Origin of the sequence: Pseudomonas sp. VD-NE ins, assembly GCF_031882575.1 — a bacterium.
GTDB lineage: Bacteria > Pseudomonadota > Gammaproteobacteria > Pseudomonadales > Pseudomonadaceae > Aquipseudomonas > Aquipseudomonas fluorescens_BZ.
Map to the genome: position 1 here is coordinate 3,616,110 of NZ_CP134772.1, position 16,340 is coordinate 3,632,449.

Consider the following 16,340-nt stretch of genomic DNA (forward strand, 5'->3'; position numbering starts at 1 on the left):
GGATGACTCAGTAGCCTGATTGCGCCATGGTTGTGTCTGATATCGACATACCGAAACCAATTGGTCGCAATGAACACCAACAAGTCACCAAGTATCTGACGACAGATACCCCATCTCGCCCTCACCTTCCCGCACACCCCGGCAACGTAAAAACTACCCGCGCTCCACGCGGCGTGTTCACCTCCGCCCACAAACGCCCGCCATGGGTTTCGATGATCGACCTGCAGATCGACAACCCCATCCCCAGCCCGGTGGATTTGGTGGTGTAGAACGCGGTGAAGACCTCCTCCACCCGATCGCAGGCGAATCCCGGCCCGGAGTCGCTGACCATAATCTGCACGTCCTCACCGACAGACTCGCTGGTAATCAATAGCCGACGCTCGCCCTCTTCCATCACCGCCATGGCCTCCAGCCCATTGACGATCAGGTTGAGCAAAACCTGCTGCAACTCGATCCGGTCGGCCAGTACGGCGGGCAAATCTTTGACCAGTTGTGTGGTAACCACCGCTCCGTAGCGGGTCGCTTCACCACGGGTAAACCCGACCATCTCACCCACCACCGCGTTGAGGTCGACCGCTTGGCGTTGCGGTGGCGTCTTGCGGATCAATGCGCGGATACGGCCGAGCACGTCGGCCGCGCGGTTACCGTCATTGATGATGCGTCTGAGGCCTTGCTCGACTTCATCAGTGTTGGGCGGTTGCGCGCCGAGCCAGCGCAACGCCGCGTTGGCATTGGTCACGGTGGCGGCGATTGGCTGATTGACTTCATGGGCGATGGACGCTGCCAACTGGCCCATGGTCGCCACACGGTTGGCGTGGGCCAGTTCCGCTTGTACCTGGCGATAACGGCGTTCACCTTCGCGCACCTGTTCTTCGGCCTGTTTGCGTTCGCTGAGGTCGAGGACGAACGCCACGCCCTGCTGCTGGCTGGCCTCGAACGCCGCTAGACCGACGATAACCGGCAGGCGACTGCCATCCTTGCGGATGTATTCCTTCTCGAACGGCTGGGTGCGCCCCGTGCGGATCGCGGTCGCCAGTGCTGCTTCACTTTTCATGCGCAGTGGCGGCGGTGTCATGTCGCGCCAATGCACCCTGCCTGACAGCAGATCGTCACGCTCGTAACCGACCATGCGCAGAAACGCGTCATTGGCCTCAATGATTTCACCGTCGACATTCCAGACGATGATGCCGATGATGTTGGCGTCGACCAGCCGGCGAATTCTCGCCTCGCGCTCGGCGACATCACGATACAGCCGCGCGTTGTCCAGCGAGATCGCTGCTTGTGAAGCCACCAGTCGCAACACGGCAATGCGCGCCGGACTGAACACACCCGCAGACAGATTGTTCTCCAGGTACAGCGCCCCGGCAATCCGGCCCTGATTCATCAACGGCAGACACAGGATCGAGCGGGCGCCGCGTTGATGAATGTACAGATCAGCGGCAAATGCCGGATCGGCGACGGCATCGTCCAGGCACAGATTTTCACCGGTGCGCAGGGTCTGGTAGAGCACCGATTCGGCCAGCACTGACGAACTTACCGGTTCATGGCACAGCAACGTGCTGTCGTCACCGACACTGGTTTTCGCGGCAAGATACGGCGCCTCGCCTTCGGTCAGAATCAGCAGGCCATGCTCGGCACCGGCCTGTTCGATGGCGGTACGCATGACCATTTCGATCAGCCGCTCAAGCACGATCTCGCCTGAAACGGCCTGGGCCACCTTGAGCACCGTGACCAGATCCAGATGCTCGACCGGGGTGGCGATGGTCGCAGTCGGACCGGGGGCCGTTTCTTCATTGCGCAGATAACGGTGCTGTCGCTCCAGTTGCCGCACCTTGCCCTCAGCCCCCCAGCGCAAGTAACCGTAGCGCGCATCTTGCAGGTACAGGCGGGCGATTTTGCTCAGCCCACGGGCACTGTAGAACCGCGCTGCGAGTTCGTTGGCCAAGGCTTCGACATGCACAAAGCCGTTGTCCCTGGCCAACTGAGTCGCTTGCTCGTACAGCATCTCGGCTTCGATCAACTGCCCGCTGACCCGAGCGATTTCGGCAGCGACCAGCGCCGTCTGGCTGGCGAAGGTTTCCGCACACTGTTGCGCCCAGATTTGCAGTTGATCGTGGTGCTCGCCCAAGCGTTGCAGTCGGTCGGTATCGGCTTCGCCATGGGCAGCCAACGTTAACGCTGCGTAAAAGTGATATTCGGCCTCTTCAAAAAACGACGAGATCACCCACAACAGCTCCCGGGCCAGCGCCGCGCAGTCGGCGGCCGCTGCGTAATCCCCGGCCAGATAACGCGCCTGCAACTTGCGCACCCAGTACTTGCCGCGAGCCAAGGCCAGGTCCGGAGCGGCGAGGTTCGCCTCAAAGCGTGTCTCATCGAATGCTTCATCATTGAAACTGCCAAACACCGGGGTCTGCCCTCGCAACATGCGGATCAGTGCCCGTTGGCAGCTCATGAAACTGATCACCAGACCGAAGCGGATTCTTTGCGCGTAAGCCAGACCCGTTTCAGCCTGCATCTGCACTTCCGCCAGCGGCTCGCCAATGAACAGCAAGTCGGAAATCAGGCTGTTGCCAGCGTAGGCTGCATAGGGCAAATCGCCGGTGCGGTTGCCGGCGCTGAGCGCACGCCGCAGCAATTCGCGGCACTCGCGCACCGGGCGCATCCAGCGCACCACGAAGATCGAAAAGCACAGGTAGGTACGCGCTTCGTATTGCGCAAGGCCACGGCGGTCGACCAGATCGCAGCCCAAGCGGCCAAAGCGGTAACCACTGGCATAGTCGCCGAAGCGCCGCCCGGCGACTCGCACAACATTGGCGTAGAGCATGCAGGAAGCGTCGCAATTACCGTGCTCCAGGCTCAGGCTGACAGCTTTGCATATGGTCAGGCAGGCGAGGTTCGCATCGGACTGCAACGCCGGGGCCAACAGTTTGCCCAACGCATCCAGTGTTACCAGCGAGTCCGGATCCTCCATCAATGGCAGGTCGATCAACTGCTCGATGCTGCGTTCACCCAGCTGTTTCCAGATCAGTTGGTATTCGTCGCGCACTTGCTGATCGTCCGGGTGCGCCGTCCATTCGATGCCGACCTGACGCAAATAGGTCAGGCACACATTCACCGCGCGGTCACTGCGGTCGAGCAGCAGGCAGACATCCATCAACAAACAGGTGACTGCCGCCCGCTCTACCGTGGTCTCGACGCGCTCGGCCAGTGCAGTCAGGCGCGCATCGGCCAGCGCCAGTTGCCCGGTGAGGAATTCGCACTCGGCGCGGTTCAGTTCCAGAGCGAAACCCAGTTCATGGCGACTGTCATCACCGTGTTCACCGAGCAACGCCGCACCCGCGCCCAAGTAACTCAACGCTGAGGTGTAAGCGGTCGAAGCCTTGGCACGCTGACCAGCGAGCAGGTTGAATTCGGCCAGTTGTTCGCGTTCGGCCCGGGCGCTGATCAGGCTGGCGCCGCGATTGAGTTGGCCGACGATTTCGAAGATCGCGTCTTCACGCCCCTCCGCCGGCGTCTGCAAAGCGAGCAAACGGCCGATGCGCAGATGGGTTTGCGCACGTTCGGTTTCCGCGGTCAGTAAGTATGCCGCCTCGTGAATACGGTCGTGGGCAAACGCACAGGCGCCGTCGTGAAGCGCCACCAGTTCCTGGCGCACCGCCGGCCACAGCGCCGCGTGCACCCGCGCCGCCGGCAGGTCGAGCACGGTGGCCAGCGTGTCGATGCGTGCCACGTTGCCCAGGCAGGCCAATTGTTGCAAGGCCTGACGCGTGTCCAACGGCAGACGCGCCAGTTTGCCAACCATCAGATCGACCACGTTATCGGTGTAGCCCTTGGCGTTGATCAATGCCAGATCCCAGCGCCAACGGTTGAATTGGTGGTCGTAGATCAGCAGCTGTTCTTCGGCCAACGCATGAAGAAACTGGATGACGAAAAACGGATTGCCGCCGGTCTTTTCCAGCACCAGCCGCGCCAGGGCAACGATGCTCGCGGGTGGGCAGCGCAGGGATTCGGCGATCAGCTGTTCGATGTGCACGCCGGCCAGCGAGGTCAGGCGAATCTCGTCGATGCGCACGCCATCATTGCGCAGGGTCTTGAGTTTGCCGCTGAGCGGGTGGTCGGCATCGACCTCGTTATTGCGGTAAGCGCCCACCAGCAGCAGATGCCCAAGCTCCGAGCGGGTCAGCAGAACTTCCAGCAGATCGAGGGTTGCTGCGTCGAGCCATTGCAGATCATCGAGAAACAGCGTCAACGGATGTTCCGGGCGAGCGAACACGCCGATAAAACGCTGCAACACCCCCATGAAGCGCTGCTGCGCCTGCTGCGGTTCAAGCTCCGGCACCGCTGGCGGCTCACCGATAATCAACTTCAGTTCCGGGATCAGCTCGGTCATCAACCGTGCATTCGGTGACAGTGCCTGCAACAACGCCGCGCGCCAGTCAGCGAGCACCTCGCGACGCTTGCCCAGCAGCGTTCGCACCAATCCTTGAAAGGCCTGGACCAGCGTCGCATAGGGGATGTCGCGTTTGTACTGATCGAACTTGCCGGCGGCGAACAATCCCCGCGACGGCACCAGCACTTTGTGCAGTTCACTGACCACCGAGGACTTGCCAATGCCGGAGTAGCCTGACACCAGCACGAGCTTCGGCGAAGGGGTCTGCACCACCTGGGCGAAAGCGTCGAGCAGGGTTTGCACTTCGCGCTCACGACCGTAGAGTTTTTCCGGGATCAGCAAGCGATCGATCGCGCCTTGTTCGTTCAACGTGAACACATCGATCCGCCGCGCCCGACGCCAATCGTCCAGACAACGACGCAAGTCATGTTCGACGCCGACGGCGGTTTGATAGCGCGCTTCGGCGGTCTTGGCGAGCAGTTTCATGACCACCCGCGAGAGCATCAGCGGCACCGTGGCCACGCGTTCGCATGCAGGCATCGGTTGCCGCGCAATGTGGCAATGCACCCACTCCATCGGGTCGTTGGCGTTGAACGGCAGCGAGCCGGTGAGCATCTGGTACAGCGTCACACCAAAGGCATACAAATCACTGCGCGAATCGATCGAACGATTCATCCGACCGGTTTGTTCGGGCGCCATGTAGGCCAGGGTGCCGGCAATGGTTTCTGGCGGCGCGGGCGCCTGACGTTCGCGCGGCAGTCGCGAGGCCAGACCGAACCCCATCAAACGAGCCTGGCCGTCGTGGCAATTGACCAGAATGTGCTGCGGTTTGAGATCCTTGTGCACCAGCCCGCACAGGTGCAAACGGCCAAGCGCCACGGTTATGTTGATCGCGTGCAACAGGCAGGTTTCAGTGTCCAGCGGCGCGATCAGCAAACGCGACAGCGGCTCGCCGCCGGGGTCGTCGAATAGCAAGTGCGTGGTTCCGCCCGAACGTTCAAGGGCTTGCGGTTGCAGCGCCCATTCATTGTGCAGAGCGTCTTTGAGGTCGTATTCATGCGCCAGCCGGTCGAGGGTTGCAGGCAACGGCTGAGCGATTGCCGGACGCACTATCAGCACGCTGGCACTGCCCTCCCCCTGTCCTCGTTTGCGGGAGAACACCCGCTCGCCGTCGTCCCACAAAATCTGTTGTTTGCTGGCCATCGGAGTCGACACCGTCAGAAGGTTTCTGTCACGCGCGGTAGTTCAGTTCAACTTGTCCGCCGCGCCGGCTCGATGCCCAGCGATTCGGCGATACGCACCAGGTCGGCGACCGAACGTGCAGCGAGTTTCCTCATGACCTGCCCGCGATGGACTTTCACCGTCACTTCGCTGAGGTTGAGTTGCGCGGCGATCTGCTTGTTCATCAGGCCGCCAATGACGAAACCTAGCACTTCGCGCTCACGTGCCGTCAATGAGTCGTAGGCTTGGCGTAACGCCGCGCCGGATTGTTCGGCGAGCAGCCGCGCACTGTCACGGGCCAAGGCACTGGCCACCGCGTCGAGCATGTCCTGATCACGAAAAGGCTTGGCCAGGAAATCCACCGCGCCGGCCTTCATCGCCTTCACGCTCATGGCGATATCGCCGTGACCGGTCATGAACACGACGGGAATACGCAGGCCGTTTTTTTCCATCTGCTCTTGAAAGGTCAGGCCGCTTTCGCCGCGCAAGCGCACATCGAGCACCAGGCAACCGGGCGCGTCGCGTTTGGCCGAAGCGAGGAAGTCCCGGGACGTTTCGAAGGTCTGCACCTGCAGGCCGATCGAACGCAGCAAACCGTCGAGGGCCTGACGCATGGAGGCGTCATCGTCGACCACATAAACCACCGGTTCCCTCAGCACGGGCGGGCTTGCGCTGGGGCTGGAATGCGACCACAGGGTCATCGTGAGTCCTCGGCGAGATCGCAACGCGTGCGATGTGCAGGTGAATAAATCTAGTCCATGATGGCGAACGCAGCCAGAGGCCAGCCAAACGGTCGCGCAGCAGGCTAGCAGTCGGTGCGCATTGCCGACAGGCCAGAAACCCCTGAAAATCGGCCATGCCCTCCACCCTCCTTCTTCAGCCGTTTGAACAGGCAGGATTTCAATGTCCAGCATTCCCGAGCCGTCCTTCACCGCTACGCCTGAACTGCGCGACGTGGTGTTTATTGCCTACCCGCGAATGAGCCTGCTCGACCTCAGTGGCGCGCAAACGGTGTTCTGGGCTGCGAGCAGAACCTTGGCCGAAAGAGGCCAACCCGGTTATCGGTTGCACACCGCCAGCCTTGAGGGTGGTTTGGTCAATACCGTTGAAGGTTTGGCCGTGGACACCCGAGCGCTGCGCGAATTGGACATTGCCGCGCTGGACACCCTCGTCGTACCCGGCGCACCCGATATCTGCCAGACCCTCGACGAGCACGCCGAACTTACCGCGTGGTTGCGGCGTAATGCTCCTGTCGCGCGGCGGGTGGTGTCGGTGTGCAGCGGCGCTTTCCTGCTGGCTCAGGCCGGTTTGCTCGACGGTTGCCGCGCTGCCACGCACTGGGCCATGTGCGACACCCTGCGCGAGCGTTTCCCGGCGATCGAGGTGGATGCCGATGCGATCTTCATCCAGCAGGGCAAGGTCTGGACCTCGGCGGGAGTCACGGCCGGTATCGATCTGGCCCTGGCGCTGGTCGAGGTCGATTACGGCCGCGAGGTGGCGTTGCAGGTTGCCCGCGAGCTGGTGGTGTACCTCAAGCGCCCCGGTGGTCAGGCGCAATACAGCACGCTGCTGCAATCGCAGGTGCAGGACAGCCCGCAGTTCGACCCGTTGCACTTGTGGCTGATCGATCACCTCGACGATCCGAAACTGACTGTCGAGCGACTCGCCGAACAGGCGAAAATGAGCCTGCGCAATTTCACCCGGGTCTACAAACAGAGCACCGGGCGCACGCCGTCCAAAGCCATCGAACTGTTCCGCCTCGAAGCGGCCAGGCGCATGTTGGAGAACTCGGCGCACACCATCGACAAAGTTGCGCGCCTTTGCGGCTTCGGTGATGAAGAGCGGTTGCGCGCCTGCTTCCAGCGTCACCTGTCGATTTCACCGCGCGACTACCGCCGCCGCTTCAGCCGCGAAGGCTGATACCGATAACCGCTGACGCTCAAAAAGTCTCGACGGACTATACCTAGGTATAGTTTTGCGCCGGTGCCAACGGCGTATGGTGCAAGAACGACAGGAGTCGCCATGCGTGCCCATCCGGCCAGGGAGCCCTATGCAGCACAACGTTGTCATTGCCGTGGTTGACGACGACGAGGCCATTCGCAATGCACTCGCAGGGTTGCTTCGCGCCTTCGGTTATCAGGTCGCTACCTATCCGGGCGCGCGGGCCTTCCTTGAGTCAAAAGGCCCGGCACAGGCACGCTGCCTGATCTCCGATATCCAGATGCCGGGCATGAACGGCCCGCAACTGCACGCAGCATTGCGCGCGCAAGGCTGGCGCATCCCGGTGATTTTCGTCACCGCCCATCCCGATGAATTCCACACCCGCGTGCCCGGCGTTATCGCTTGCCTGCCCAAACCGTTCCCGCCCGAAGACTTGCTCAACTACATCGACACGGCCCTGAACCAGACACCTCCCGTGTAGAAGCTGCCCGATACCTTCGTATACCTCCCTTCGCCCCATGCGTAATCCGCACACACCGATGGACAACTGCGCGCGCAACACCCACGCCATAGCATTGATTTCGACAGCGGGCGATTAAGTGCCATGCAGTACGGCAAGCAGTTTGCGGCGGCCAGTGATCGTCACGCCAAGGTCGAAACGACCCGGGTTTATCCATCCATCAGCGTCAGGGAGCACATTATGAAACAGCAATTATTGGTGATCGGTGCAGGGTTCGGCGGGCTATGGAGCACGTTGAGCGCCGCGCGTTTGCTGGATATGCATGACCGCCACGATGTGGAAATCACACTGCTCGCGCCGCAAGCCGAACTGCGCATCCGTCCGCGTTTCTACGAACCCGATGTCCACAGCATGTACGCGCCGCTGGATGCGCTGCTCGCTGCCGTGGGTGTGCGTTTCGTCAAAGGCACCGCCGAGAGCATTGACGGCCAGGCACGGCGTGTCGGTTATCGCGATGAGGCCGGTCGTCCCGGCGAGCTGACTTACGATCGCCTGGTGCTGGCCAGCGGCAGTCAACTGGCGCGTCCGCCGGTGCCGGGCCTTAAAGAGCATGCGTTCGACGTCGACCAGATCGAATCGGCGGCACGTCTGGAGCGCCACCTGCACGCGCTGGCCAGCCAACCGGCCAGCGCTGCGCGCAACACCGTAGTGATCGCTGGCGGCGGTTTCACCGGTATCGAAACCGCGACCGAGATGCCGAGCCGTCTTCGCGCCATTCTCGGCGAAGAGCAAGACGTGCGAGTGATCATCGTTGATCGCAGCAAAGACATCGCCGCGACCATGGGCGACGGCATTCGCCCGTCCATCATCGAAGCATCAAAAGAACTGGGCATCGAATGGATCGTCGACGCCAGCGTTGCCGCCGTCGATGCCAACGGCGTCACCCTCGCCGACGGCCGCCACATCGAGAGCAATACCGTGATCTGGACCGTGGGTTTCCGCGCCAGCCCACTGACTGAACAGCTCAATGCCGAGCGCGATGGCCAGGGGCGTCTGCACGTCGACGGCAATCTCAAAGTGCAAGGGCTGGAGCACGTGTTCGCGGCCGGCGATGTCGCTCGCGCGGCCACCGACGACGTCGGCAATATCTCGGTGATGTCCTGCCAGCATGCGATCAGCCTCGGTCGTCACGCCGGCAATAACGCCGTCGCCGATCTGCTCGGCGTGGCACCGACCACCTACCGTCAGCCGAAGTACGTGACCTGCCTCGATTTGGGGGCCTGGGGCGCGGTGTACACCGAAGGTTGGGATCGCCAACTGAAGCTGGTGAAAGCCGAAGCCAAGGAACTGAAGACGCAAATCAACAGCGTGTGGATCTACCCGCCGGCCGCTGACCGTCGCACCGCTCTCGCCGCTGCCGATCCGATGATCCCGGTGGCCTGATCTCGCCCCCAGTGTCCAAGAACCGATGTCTTGCCTGAGAAAAAGGAGAACACCATGACCATGCATCTGGATTCCTTCACCGCCCACAACGCCACCCTGCAAACCCCGACCGAGGAGCTGGTGCCATCGCGCTACGCGCTGCGCCTCGGCAACATCGACGTGATGGTAATCAGCGACGGCGTCCTGCCGCTGCCGACCCAGACCATGTCGACCAACGCCGATCCCGCCGAGCGCGCTGCGTGGTTCAAAGAGATGTATCTGGGCCCCGACGCGTTCGACTGGGCACTCAATGTCCTGGTGGTGCGCAGCGGCGAGCAGGTCATCCTCGTCGACGCCGGACTTGGCGGCCAGTTCCCCGGTTTCCCCCGCGCCGGGCAGTTTCCCAAACGCCTCGCGGCGGCCGGCATCGACCTCGCAGACGTCACCGATATCGTCATCACCCACATGCACATGGACCACATCGGCGGCCTGCTCGTGGACACGGTGAAAAACCGCTTGCGCGACGACGTGCGCATCCACGTCACCGCCACCGAAGTCGACTTCTGGACTTCGCCGGATTTCACCAGCACCGACATGCCCGCGCCAGTGCCGGACGTGCTGCGCTCCACCGCCAATGCGTTCATCGAGCAATACCAAAGCAAACTGCACATCTTCGAAGACGAGTTCAAAGTCGCCCCCGGCGTGGTCGCCAGACTCACCGGAGGCCACACCCCGGGCCACTGCGTGGTCTATGTGACCTGCGGTGACGAACGCCTGACCTTCGCCGGCGATGCCCTGTTCCCGGTGGCCTTCGACCACCCGGACTGGCACAACGGTTTCGAGCACGACCCTGATGAAGCGGTGCGCGTGCGTGTGCGCCTGCTGCAGGACGCCGCCGCCAGCGGCGAACTGTTCGTCGCCACACACCTGCCCTTCCCGTCGGTCGGCCGCGTTGCCGTCAATGGCGAGGCGTTCCGCTGGATTCCGGCGATCTGGGATTACTGATTGAGCTAGCGCCACACCGCTTCGCCCGGCCTTGGTCGGGCGAAGTTGTTTTCGCCTGTTACAGATCCGTTCCGGGACAACCGCTACCTTTCCTCATTTACATGGAACGACAGTCGATCCTTGTTCTCTACCGCTGAACCTACAGCGGAGGGATTGACCATGATTGCCCCTGAAACCGGTATGAAACCGGGTGAGCGTTATCGCATTGAAAGCGTCGAGCGCGCACCGCAATTTTCTGGATTTTTCCTCGACGGCAAGTATTACCTGGGCCCCGAGTTGCAAACGGCCGTGGGCTGGCTCGAAGGGCAGAAGTTCCTGTATGACCAGCTCCATCCCAATGGCGAGCCGGTTTATCCGGACAGAATCGTTGGCACGATCACCGCGCGGACACTGGAGCTGACAGACGGCCTGCGTCTGAGCATCGAGGAAATGCCGTTTCAGGCAGAAGCCGTTACCCCATTGCGGACGTTTGCCGATGTGAACGTTGAAACCCGACCACTGGCGATATCGCAGCGGCATACAGCAGCAGGCTTGCGCCAGCCGATGCAACCTTCTGCGCTATTCGTTGCAGGCGCGGCATTACTGGTAGGGCTGTGCTTGTTGGCGATCAATCGTTCTGGCGGTCGAGTCAAATAGGCTTTACCCGACGCGGGCGGTGGCCGTTTTTTGTCATGGCCCGCGCTCAAAGGCCAAGCACAGCGCTTGCTTCACGCATGAAAATTTCCACAGTCTTCGGGCCGATGCCGTCGAATTCCGCCAGTCGCTTCTCAAACGCCGGGCGGTCAGCGCTGGCCTCGACCATCTGGCTGACCTTGCCCGCGTACTCGTCGTTAAGCTTGCGTGCCAAGGCATGCAGCCGCACGGCGGTGGTCTCGTCGTAACGCACGTAATGCGCCTCCCCGAGCATCGCGACCAGCTCACGATGACTGCACGCAGCCAGTTTGCGCGGCGTATCGCGCCCGTGTTTATCGGCAATCACCCGATAGGCTTCGGCGGCGATTTCGGCCTGTATCCGCTTGCCCATGAGGAAACTGGCAAGCAACCATTTGAACAGTGCAGCGTCATCGTTGTGCTTGAGCCGAATGTTCAAATCCTCGGCGCTGATCGTCTTGTTCACCGGTGACCTCCGGGGTTGAAATCGTGGGGATTTTTCATGTTCTGTCTGCGTGGCAGAGGCTTGATCTTTAGGTCACCACCGGTTCCAACCGTTCAAAGCAAAACCATTGCCGGCGGCCTGAAACAAACCCCGAAAATCCTTTGAATTTTTTTCGTCGGCAAAACTCATTTGCGTATGAGCGTAAGGAGGAACGCATGAGTAACGTCGACATCTTCGTCATCGAATACAAACTTCACGGCCAGCCAAAATCATTCGTCATCCGCGCAAAAACCATGCGCAATGCTGACGCATGGCATTGGGCGAGTTGCGACGCCGGCATCGCGCCGATTCCCAAACCCGGCAAACCACCGTTGAAAGTCATCTCCAAACCCCAAGCCGAGCGTTTCGGCATCACCGAGGTGAAATGGCGCGAAACGGCAACGGTGGACTGGATGGAGGCTTAGTCATGCTCAAGCAAATCGGTAACACACTGATCCGCCGTGACCACCGCGCGAGTTGCCATTGCGGCGCCGTGATTCTCGAAATCCGCTTGCCCGAAGGTTTGCCCACGCCCCATCGCTGCGACTGCTCGTTCTGCAAACGCCGAGGCGCGATTGTGGCGGCGGTGCCGGCGGCTGACCTGAAGGTGATCCGTGGTAAGTCTGCGTTGTTGAAGTACAGCTTTGGCCAGCAAGTGGCCGAGCACTTTTTCTGCGGTAACTGCGGCATCTACACCCACCACCGACGCAGCAGCAATCCGCAGGAGTTTGGTTTCAATGTTGGCTGTCTTGAAGGGGTCAATCCGTATGATCTGGGCGAGGTGCCGGTGGCGGATGGTGGGGAGTGGCACTCGCCGTGAGGGCAAATTACCGCTGGCGAACACATCAAGGTTTGCCAGCGGTTCAGTGGGCAAGATCGGCATTACCGAAAGAAGCCTGCCTTAATGCTCTTGCAGGTTTATAAGCTCACCGCCCTCCCTGCTCAGACGCTCCAGATAAGCACCGGCCTCCAGCAACTGATAAGGAAAGTACAGGCCTGCCGGCGTCGGCGCTCGACCGTCGAGCCCGAGCAATCGCTCCAGCAGCATCGCGATACTCAAACCCGTCAACGCTGCGGCACCTGCCGGGTGCACGAGGGCATGGCGGGTGTGCAACGGTCGCCCCTGGCGATCCTCGCCGACCATTTCGATGAGAATCTCGGTCGACATCGGCCGACCCGCGCGCCGTGATGAACTCACCCCGCTGGCGAGATTGAACTGAACATTCGCCGCATCGGTGGCAGCCGCCAGCCCAGTGACGTCGATGGATGAAAAACCAGTGGCTTGCATCGGCGTACCGTCCAGTGCACGGAAGCTGACGTTCTTGTCCGCCCCTTCGCGCCAAATGTAATCCTCCTCGCGCCGAGTCAGGGCGGCGGGCAGCATTTTGTTCAAGTGTTCAAAATCCCTGGCCACGGTCGGCCCACCGCCATCCTGCTCGTCGACCAACGCATCGATACGAATATCGCGCACCCGGGCAAAGGCCTCGGCAAGGTGCAACGTCGCCACGGTCGTTGCGCCCACCATCCACTCGTAACCCAGCACAATAGGCGCCGCGTCAGGGCGATGGATGTAGTTCGCGATTTGCGGCGCCATCTCGAAAATGCCAGAAGAAATGCTCAGGTGCGGCACCTTGCGCCGCTGCGCGAAACGCAGCCCGGCCAGGGAATGATCCATATAGAAAACCACCACGGCACTGACCGGACGATCGCCCAGCCCCAGGTCATCGGCGGCAGGGTCAATGACCACGCCCTGCGCCCCGCCCATTTCCTCGGCGGCTTGCTCAACCTTGGCCAGGTCTCGACCGCCTATCAATATAGGGACATCGGGATGGGCGGCGCGCAAAGCTTTGGCCGTATGGTGGCCAATGGCGCCGGAGCCGCCCATGAACAAAATGGGTTGAAGTGACATCGGTATCCCTCCTCGTCTTTTTGGGTTGCAACCTAGTGTTGGTGCGTGTCTGGGCGTGAGGGTTCCAGGCCATTGCCTGAGCTGTAGGGCGGGCCGACGAATGTCATTTTGAACGGCGCGTTGATGAGGCTTGTTTAGGAGTTTTTTGTGGTTGTTTAAAAGACACGTCGCGTTACCTGCTTAAGGCTACAACGTCTTGCGCCGTTGCCTACGACTACGCCAGAATCCGCCGGCTTGTGCGTCTGGGATGCAGGTTTTATCGTTTCCGGGTCACTGAAAAACAGTGATGGGGTTTGGTAGCCCGCTTCCATATGACGCATAACGTCACCGTGCGCAGATGCTTTTTCAGCATTTGTCTTATGGTGGCCATGCGCAGGGCGTCCTCGGGCGCGCCGGATTTTCCATATGGGCCGGTCTACCAACCTTCGTATGGCCACCACCTTTCGTTTGGTAGCGAAGGTGATGGTTCCTTAAGTCCCATATGGAGCTTCATCTATGTTCAAACCAACGCCGAATCCACCAGAAACCGATCCAGTCTCACCCTACAAATTCCCGGACTCCCGAACCCTCAACGACGCCGCCGAACGCGCCCTCGATTACTATCTAACGCCCACCCAACGCATCATGGGCAGCGACCAGAAACACGCCCCCATGTTTCTGGCCAACGCCGACTACGACAGCGAGTCCCTGCTGGTTAACGCCAGCGAGTCCCTAAGCTCAGCCACCGAAATGCTCTGCAACTTCGCCGCCCTTCTGGACCCAGGCCACCGCAAAACTGCGCTGGGCATTGCGCAAGTGGTGATGCTGGGGGAATTGGCGGTGAATCGAGCGCTGGATAAGGTTGTGCCGGTGGATTGAGGGGTGATCCCTTTGTAGCGGCGGTCAGGTATCCGCCACAGAGGGATCAAGAACGCTTAATGCGTCTGCTTTTGGCCAAGAGCCGACAGTCTCTGTCATTGCGAGCAGCTCATCAGCCGACAATGCCCTGGCCGGTGTCACCCCTTGGTCAGATCAACCAACGGCGTCTGCCGCACCTCAGTCTCGCGCCCATCCTGAATCTCGCTCACCTGCTTCAAGGCCTTGTCCACTGCCGCCTTATCCGCCAACAAGCTGTAGCTGATGCGGAACTGCTTGTGTTCCTTCGGCCCGATTGTCGGCACCAGGTTCAGTGGCCGCTGATAACGGCGGTTGTAAGAAAAACTTGTCCCCGGCTCCAGCCCCGTGACATATCCCTGGCCTTGGGTATCGGTGTTTTTCCACAGGGAAAACACCGGCAGTGTCTGCGTATTGAAGCCAACCGAAACGCCAAGGCTGCCGGCCTTGTTATGCAACACGGTCAACGTATCGCCCTTGGCATCGGCATACGGCACCACGTTGTAAACCGTTTCGTCGTAGTCCTTGGTCGGTGCGCGGTAGGTTTGCCATTCGGGCAGATCGCCCTTGGCTTTGTCGTTGAACGGCGACACTTGCTTCACCGGCGCGGCGAAACGAGCGCCCTGCTCCAGGAACGGGGTGCTGAAGTTACTGTGATACAGCGCCTGGTATTCCTTCGGATAGTCGCCGTTGTTGGTCAGGGTGTCGTTGAGGGCGAACACGACGCTGCCGGGTTCGGTGACCAGTTCCGTCGCGACGGAGAAGTCGACCTTCTTGAACGCCTGCTCTTTGAGTTCGCCGCGCAGGGTGATGGCGTACGGTGGTGTTTCATCGATGTGCAGAGTGACTTTGTTCGCAGGAATGTTGGCGGCTCGACCGTGCAGGGTCAGCAGTTCGCCGTTGTCGACGCCGGGGTGGCCGACCCATTCGTATCCGCAGCGGGTGACCAGCTCATTGAAACCTTCCAGCCAGCCCAGACCACCACGGCCATTGAGTTCGATGAAGGACGGATTGACCACTTCCTTGACCGGTGAGTCCCAGCCCATGCGCACATTGCCGACCGAGGCCTGCAAGACATTCATTCCTCGTGTCGGCACTACCGAGAGTTTCATCGTACCGTTATCGATGTCGACAATGCTGACGCCCTCTTGCCGACCGCCATGCAAGGTGCGCAGGGTAACGCTGAAGGGTTTGTCGGCTTTTATGCCGAGTTGCTGGCTGGTGATCTGCCAGTTCTGGGCGGCTTTGTCGGTGTCGAGCAGAACGTAATCCCAGGCCATGGCGTGGGAGGCAGCGGACAGTGCACTGAGGGCAACAACGAGTTTGAGCGGGGTCATGGCAGCAGCCTTTCTTGGAGTTGTGCGCTTTTTATAAACTGGGTGAAACGTTTCAGCAAGCTTAAATGGCAAGGCATCGCTGGTGTATGCCAAGAAAGATTTTGGATAACCCGGAAAATCGAATCGACACACTGTCGCAAATCCGCCGCTAGCTTCTCACGCTCTCTGGAAACCACCGCCACCGGCCCATTCGCCCACGGTCAGCAGATAGTGGCCGCTCAGGAACGTCCGCTTTCGGCCAGAAGCGACCGGTCTGCCTGATGAATAAATCCGTCCCCATTCCAGCCGGCAATGAGTTCCCCTTCCTTGAACCGTGAAGGCAATGTGATAGCATGCGTTCGCCCCCGGAGAGGGGGAATTTTTCTACATCCCGCAAGGAATATGCCCCCGTGAAAGACTTCGTCATCAGCGTCAACAACACCGTCCTCTATCTCTCCCTGGCGTTCATCTGGCTGGTCGCTATCGTCGCGATTTTCACCAGCGGGTTCCTCCCGGCGCTGGGTATCTTCGTGGCCGGCACCCTGTGCTGGTGCATCATTTCCGGCTTCTGGTTCGTCCAGTCGGCGACCTACGAAGAACTGCGCAAGCTAAACGCAAACAAAGGCTGAAACGTCAGGGTGGAGCCGTAAGTGCCCCGCCCTACCCTG

At 60.7% G+C, this 16,340-nt stretch carries 14 protein-coding genes; 9 read left to right on the forward strand and 5 right to left on the reverse strand.

Going from position 1 to position 16,340, the window contains the following annotated elements; genetic code table 11:
* Positions 1–121: 121 nt before the first annotated feature.
* Together RMV17_RS16180 and RMV17_RS16185 are read right to left on the reverse strand one after the other, a co-directional pair.
* Positions 122–5,593, reverse strand: coding sequence for an AAA family ATPase (locus RMV17_RS16180; protein WP_311881147.1), 5,472 nt, complete (start codon positions 5,591–5,593; stop codon positions 122–124).
* A gap of 47 nt (positions 5,594–5,640) precedes the next feature.
* Positions 5,641–6,312, reverse strand: a complete 672-nt coding sequence (locus RMV17_RS16185) for a response regulator transcription factor (protein ID WP_034155425.1) — start codon at positions 6,310–6,312, stop codon at positions 5,641–5,643.
* 202 nt (positions 6,313–6,514) lie between these two features.
* Between RMV17_RS16185 and RMV17_RS16190 the strand changes: the two genes are divergently transcribed.
* The 5 genes from RMV17_RS16190 (at position 6,515) to RMV17_RS16210 (ending at position 11,075) form a co-directional block, all read left to right on the forward strand.
* On the forward strand, positions 6,515–7,531 hold the full coding sequence (locus RMV17_RS16190; RefSeq protein WP_311881149.1) for a GlxA family transcriptional regulator: 1,017 nt from the start codon (positions 6,515–6,517) through the stop codon (positions 7,529–7,531).
* A 130-nt stretch (positions 7,532–7,661) separates the two neighbouring features.
* Positions 7,662–8,033 (forward strand): response regulator, encoded by a 372-nt coding sequence (locus RMV17_RS16195; protein ID WP_311881151.1) that lies wholly within the window; start codon positions 7,662–7,664, stop codon positions 8,031–8,033.
* Between the two features lie 219 nt (positions 8,034–8,252).
* Positions 8,253–9,455, forward strand: coding sequence for an NAD(P)/FAD-dependent oxidoreductase (locus RMV17_RS16200; protein ID WP_311881152.1), 1,203 nt, complete (start codon positions 8,253–8,255; stop codon positions 9,453–9,455).
* 54 nt (positions 9,456–9,509) lie between these two features.
* Positions 9,510–10,439, forward strand: coding sequence for an MBL fold metallo-hydrolase (locus RMV17_RS16205; protein WP_108225425.1), 930 nt, complete (start codon positions 9,510–9,512; stop codon positions 10,437–10,439).
* A 159-nt stretch (positions 10,440–10,598) separates the two neighbouring features.
* Positions 10,599–11,075 carry a short chain dehydrogenase gene (locus tag RMV17_RS16210; RefSeq protein WP_311881154.1) on the forward strand — a complete coding sequence of 159 codons (477 nt, stop codon included), beginning with the start codon at positions 10,599–10,601 and terminating at the stop codon, positions 11,073–11,075.
* Between the two features lie 46 nt (positions 11,076–11,121).
* Here the strand turns inward: RMV17_RS16210 and RMV17_RS16215 are convergent, their stop codons facing one another.
* Positions 11,122–11,556 carry a DNA methylase gene (locus RMV17_RS16215; RefSeq protein ID WP_311881156.1) on the reverse strand — a complete coding sequence of 145 codons (435 nt, stop codon included), beginning with the start codon at positions 11,554–11,556 and terminating at the stop codon, positions 11,122–11,124.
* Positions 11,557–11,750: 194 nt separating this feature from the next.
* Here RMV17_RS16215 and RMV17_RS16220 point away from each other — a divergent pair, with 194 nt between their 5' ends.
* Positions 11,751–11,999: a DUF6555 family protein gene (locus RMV17_RS16220; protein ID WP_016984867.1), complete on the forward strand. Its 249-nt coding sequence runs from the start codon at positions 11,751–11,753 to the stop codon at positions 11,997–11,999.
* A gap of 2 nt (positions 12,000–12,001) precedes the next feature.
* Positions 12,002–12,394 (forward strand): GFA family protein, encoded by a 393-nt coding sequence (locus tag RMV17_RS16225; protein WP_311881157.1) that lies wholly within the window; start codon positions 12,002–12,004, stop codon positions 12,392–12,394.
* Positions 12,395–12,475: 81 nt separating this feature from the next.
* Here the strand turns inward: RMV17_RS16225 and RMV17_RS16230 are convergent, their stop codons facing one another.
* On the reverse strand, positions 12,476–13,483 hold the full coding sequence (locus RMV17_RS16230) for an NAD(P)-dependent oxidoreductase (protein ID WP_311881158.1): 1,008 nt from the start codon (positions 13,481–13,483) through the stop codon (positions 12,476–12,478).
* Between the two features lie 495 nt (positions 13,484–13,978).
* Between RMV17_RS16230 and RMV17_RS16235 the strand changes: the two genes are divergently transcribed.
* Positions 13,979–14,341 (forward strand): DUF6124 family protein, encoded by a 363-nt coding sequence (locus tag RMV17_RS16235; protein ID WP_077572544.1) that lies wholly within the window; start codon positions 13,979–13,981, stop codon positions 14,339–14,341.
* Between the two features lie 137 nt (positions 14,342–14,478).
* Here the strand turns inward: RMV17_RS16235 and RMV17_RS16240 are convergent, their stop codons facing one another.
* Positions 14,479–15,693, reverse strand: a complete 1,215-nt coding sequence (locus RMV17_RS16240; protein ID WP_311881160.1) for an aldose 1-epimerase family protein — start codon at positions 15,691–15,693, stop codon at positions 14,479–14,481.
* Positions 15,694–16,082: 389 nt separating this feature from the next.
* Here RMV17_RS16240 and RMV17_RS16245 point away from each other — a divergent pair, with 389 nt between their 5' ends.
* Positions 16,083–16,301 (forward strand): hypothetical protein, encoded by a 219-nt coding sequence (locus tag RMV17_RS16245; RefSeq protein WP_007916145.1) that lies wholly within the window; start codon positions 16,083–16,085, stop codon positions 16,299–16,301.
* Positions 16,302–16,340: the final 39 nt, after the last annotated feature.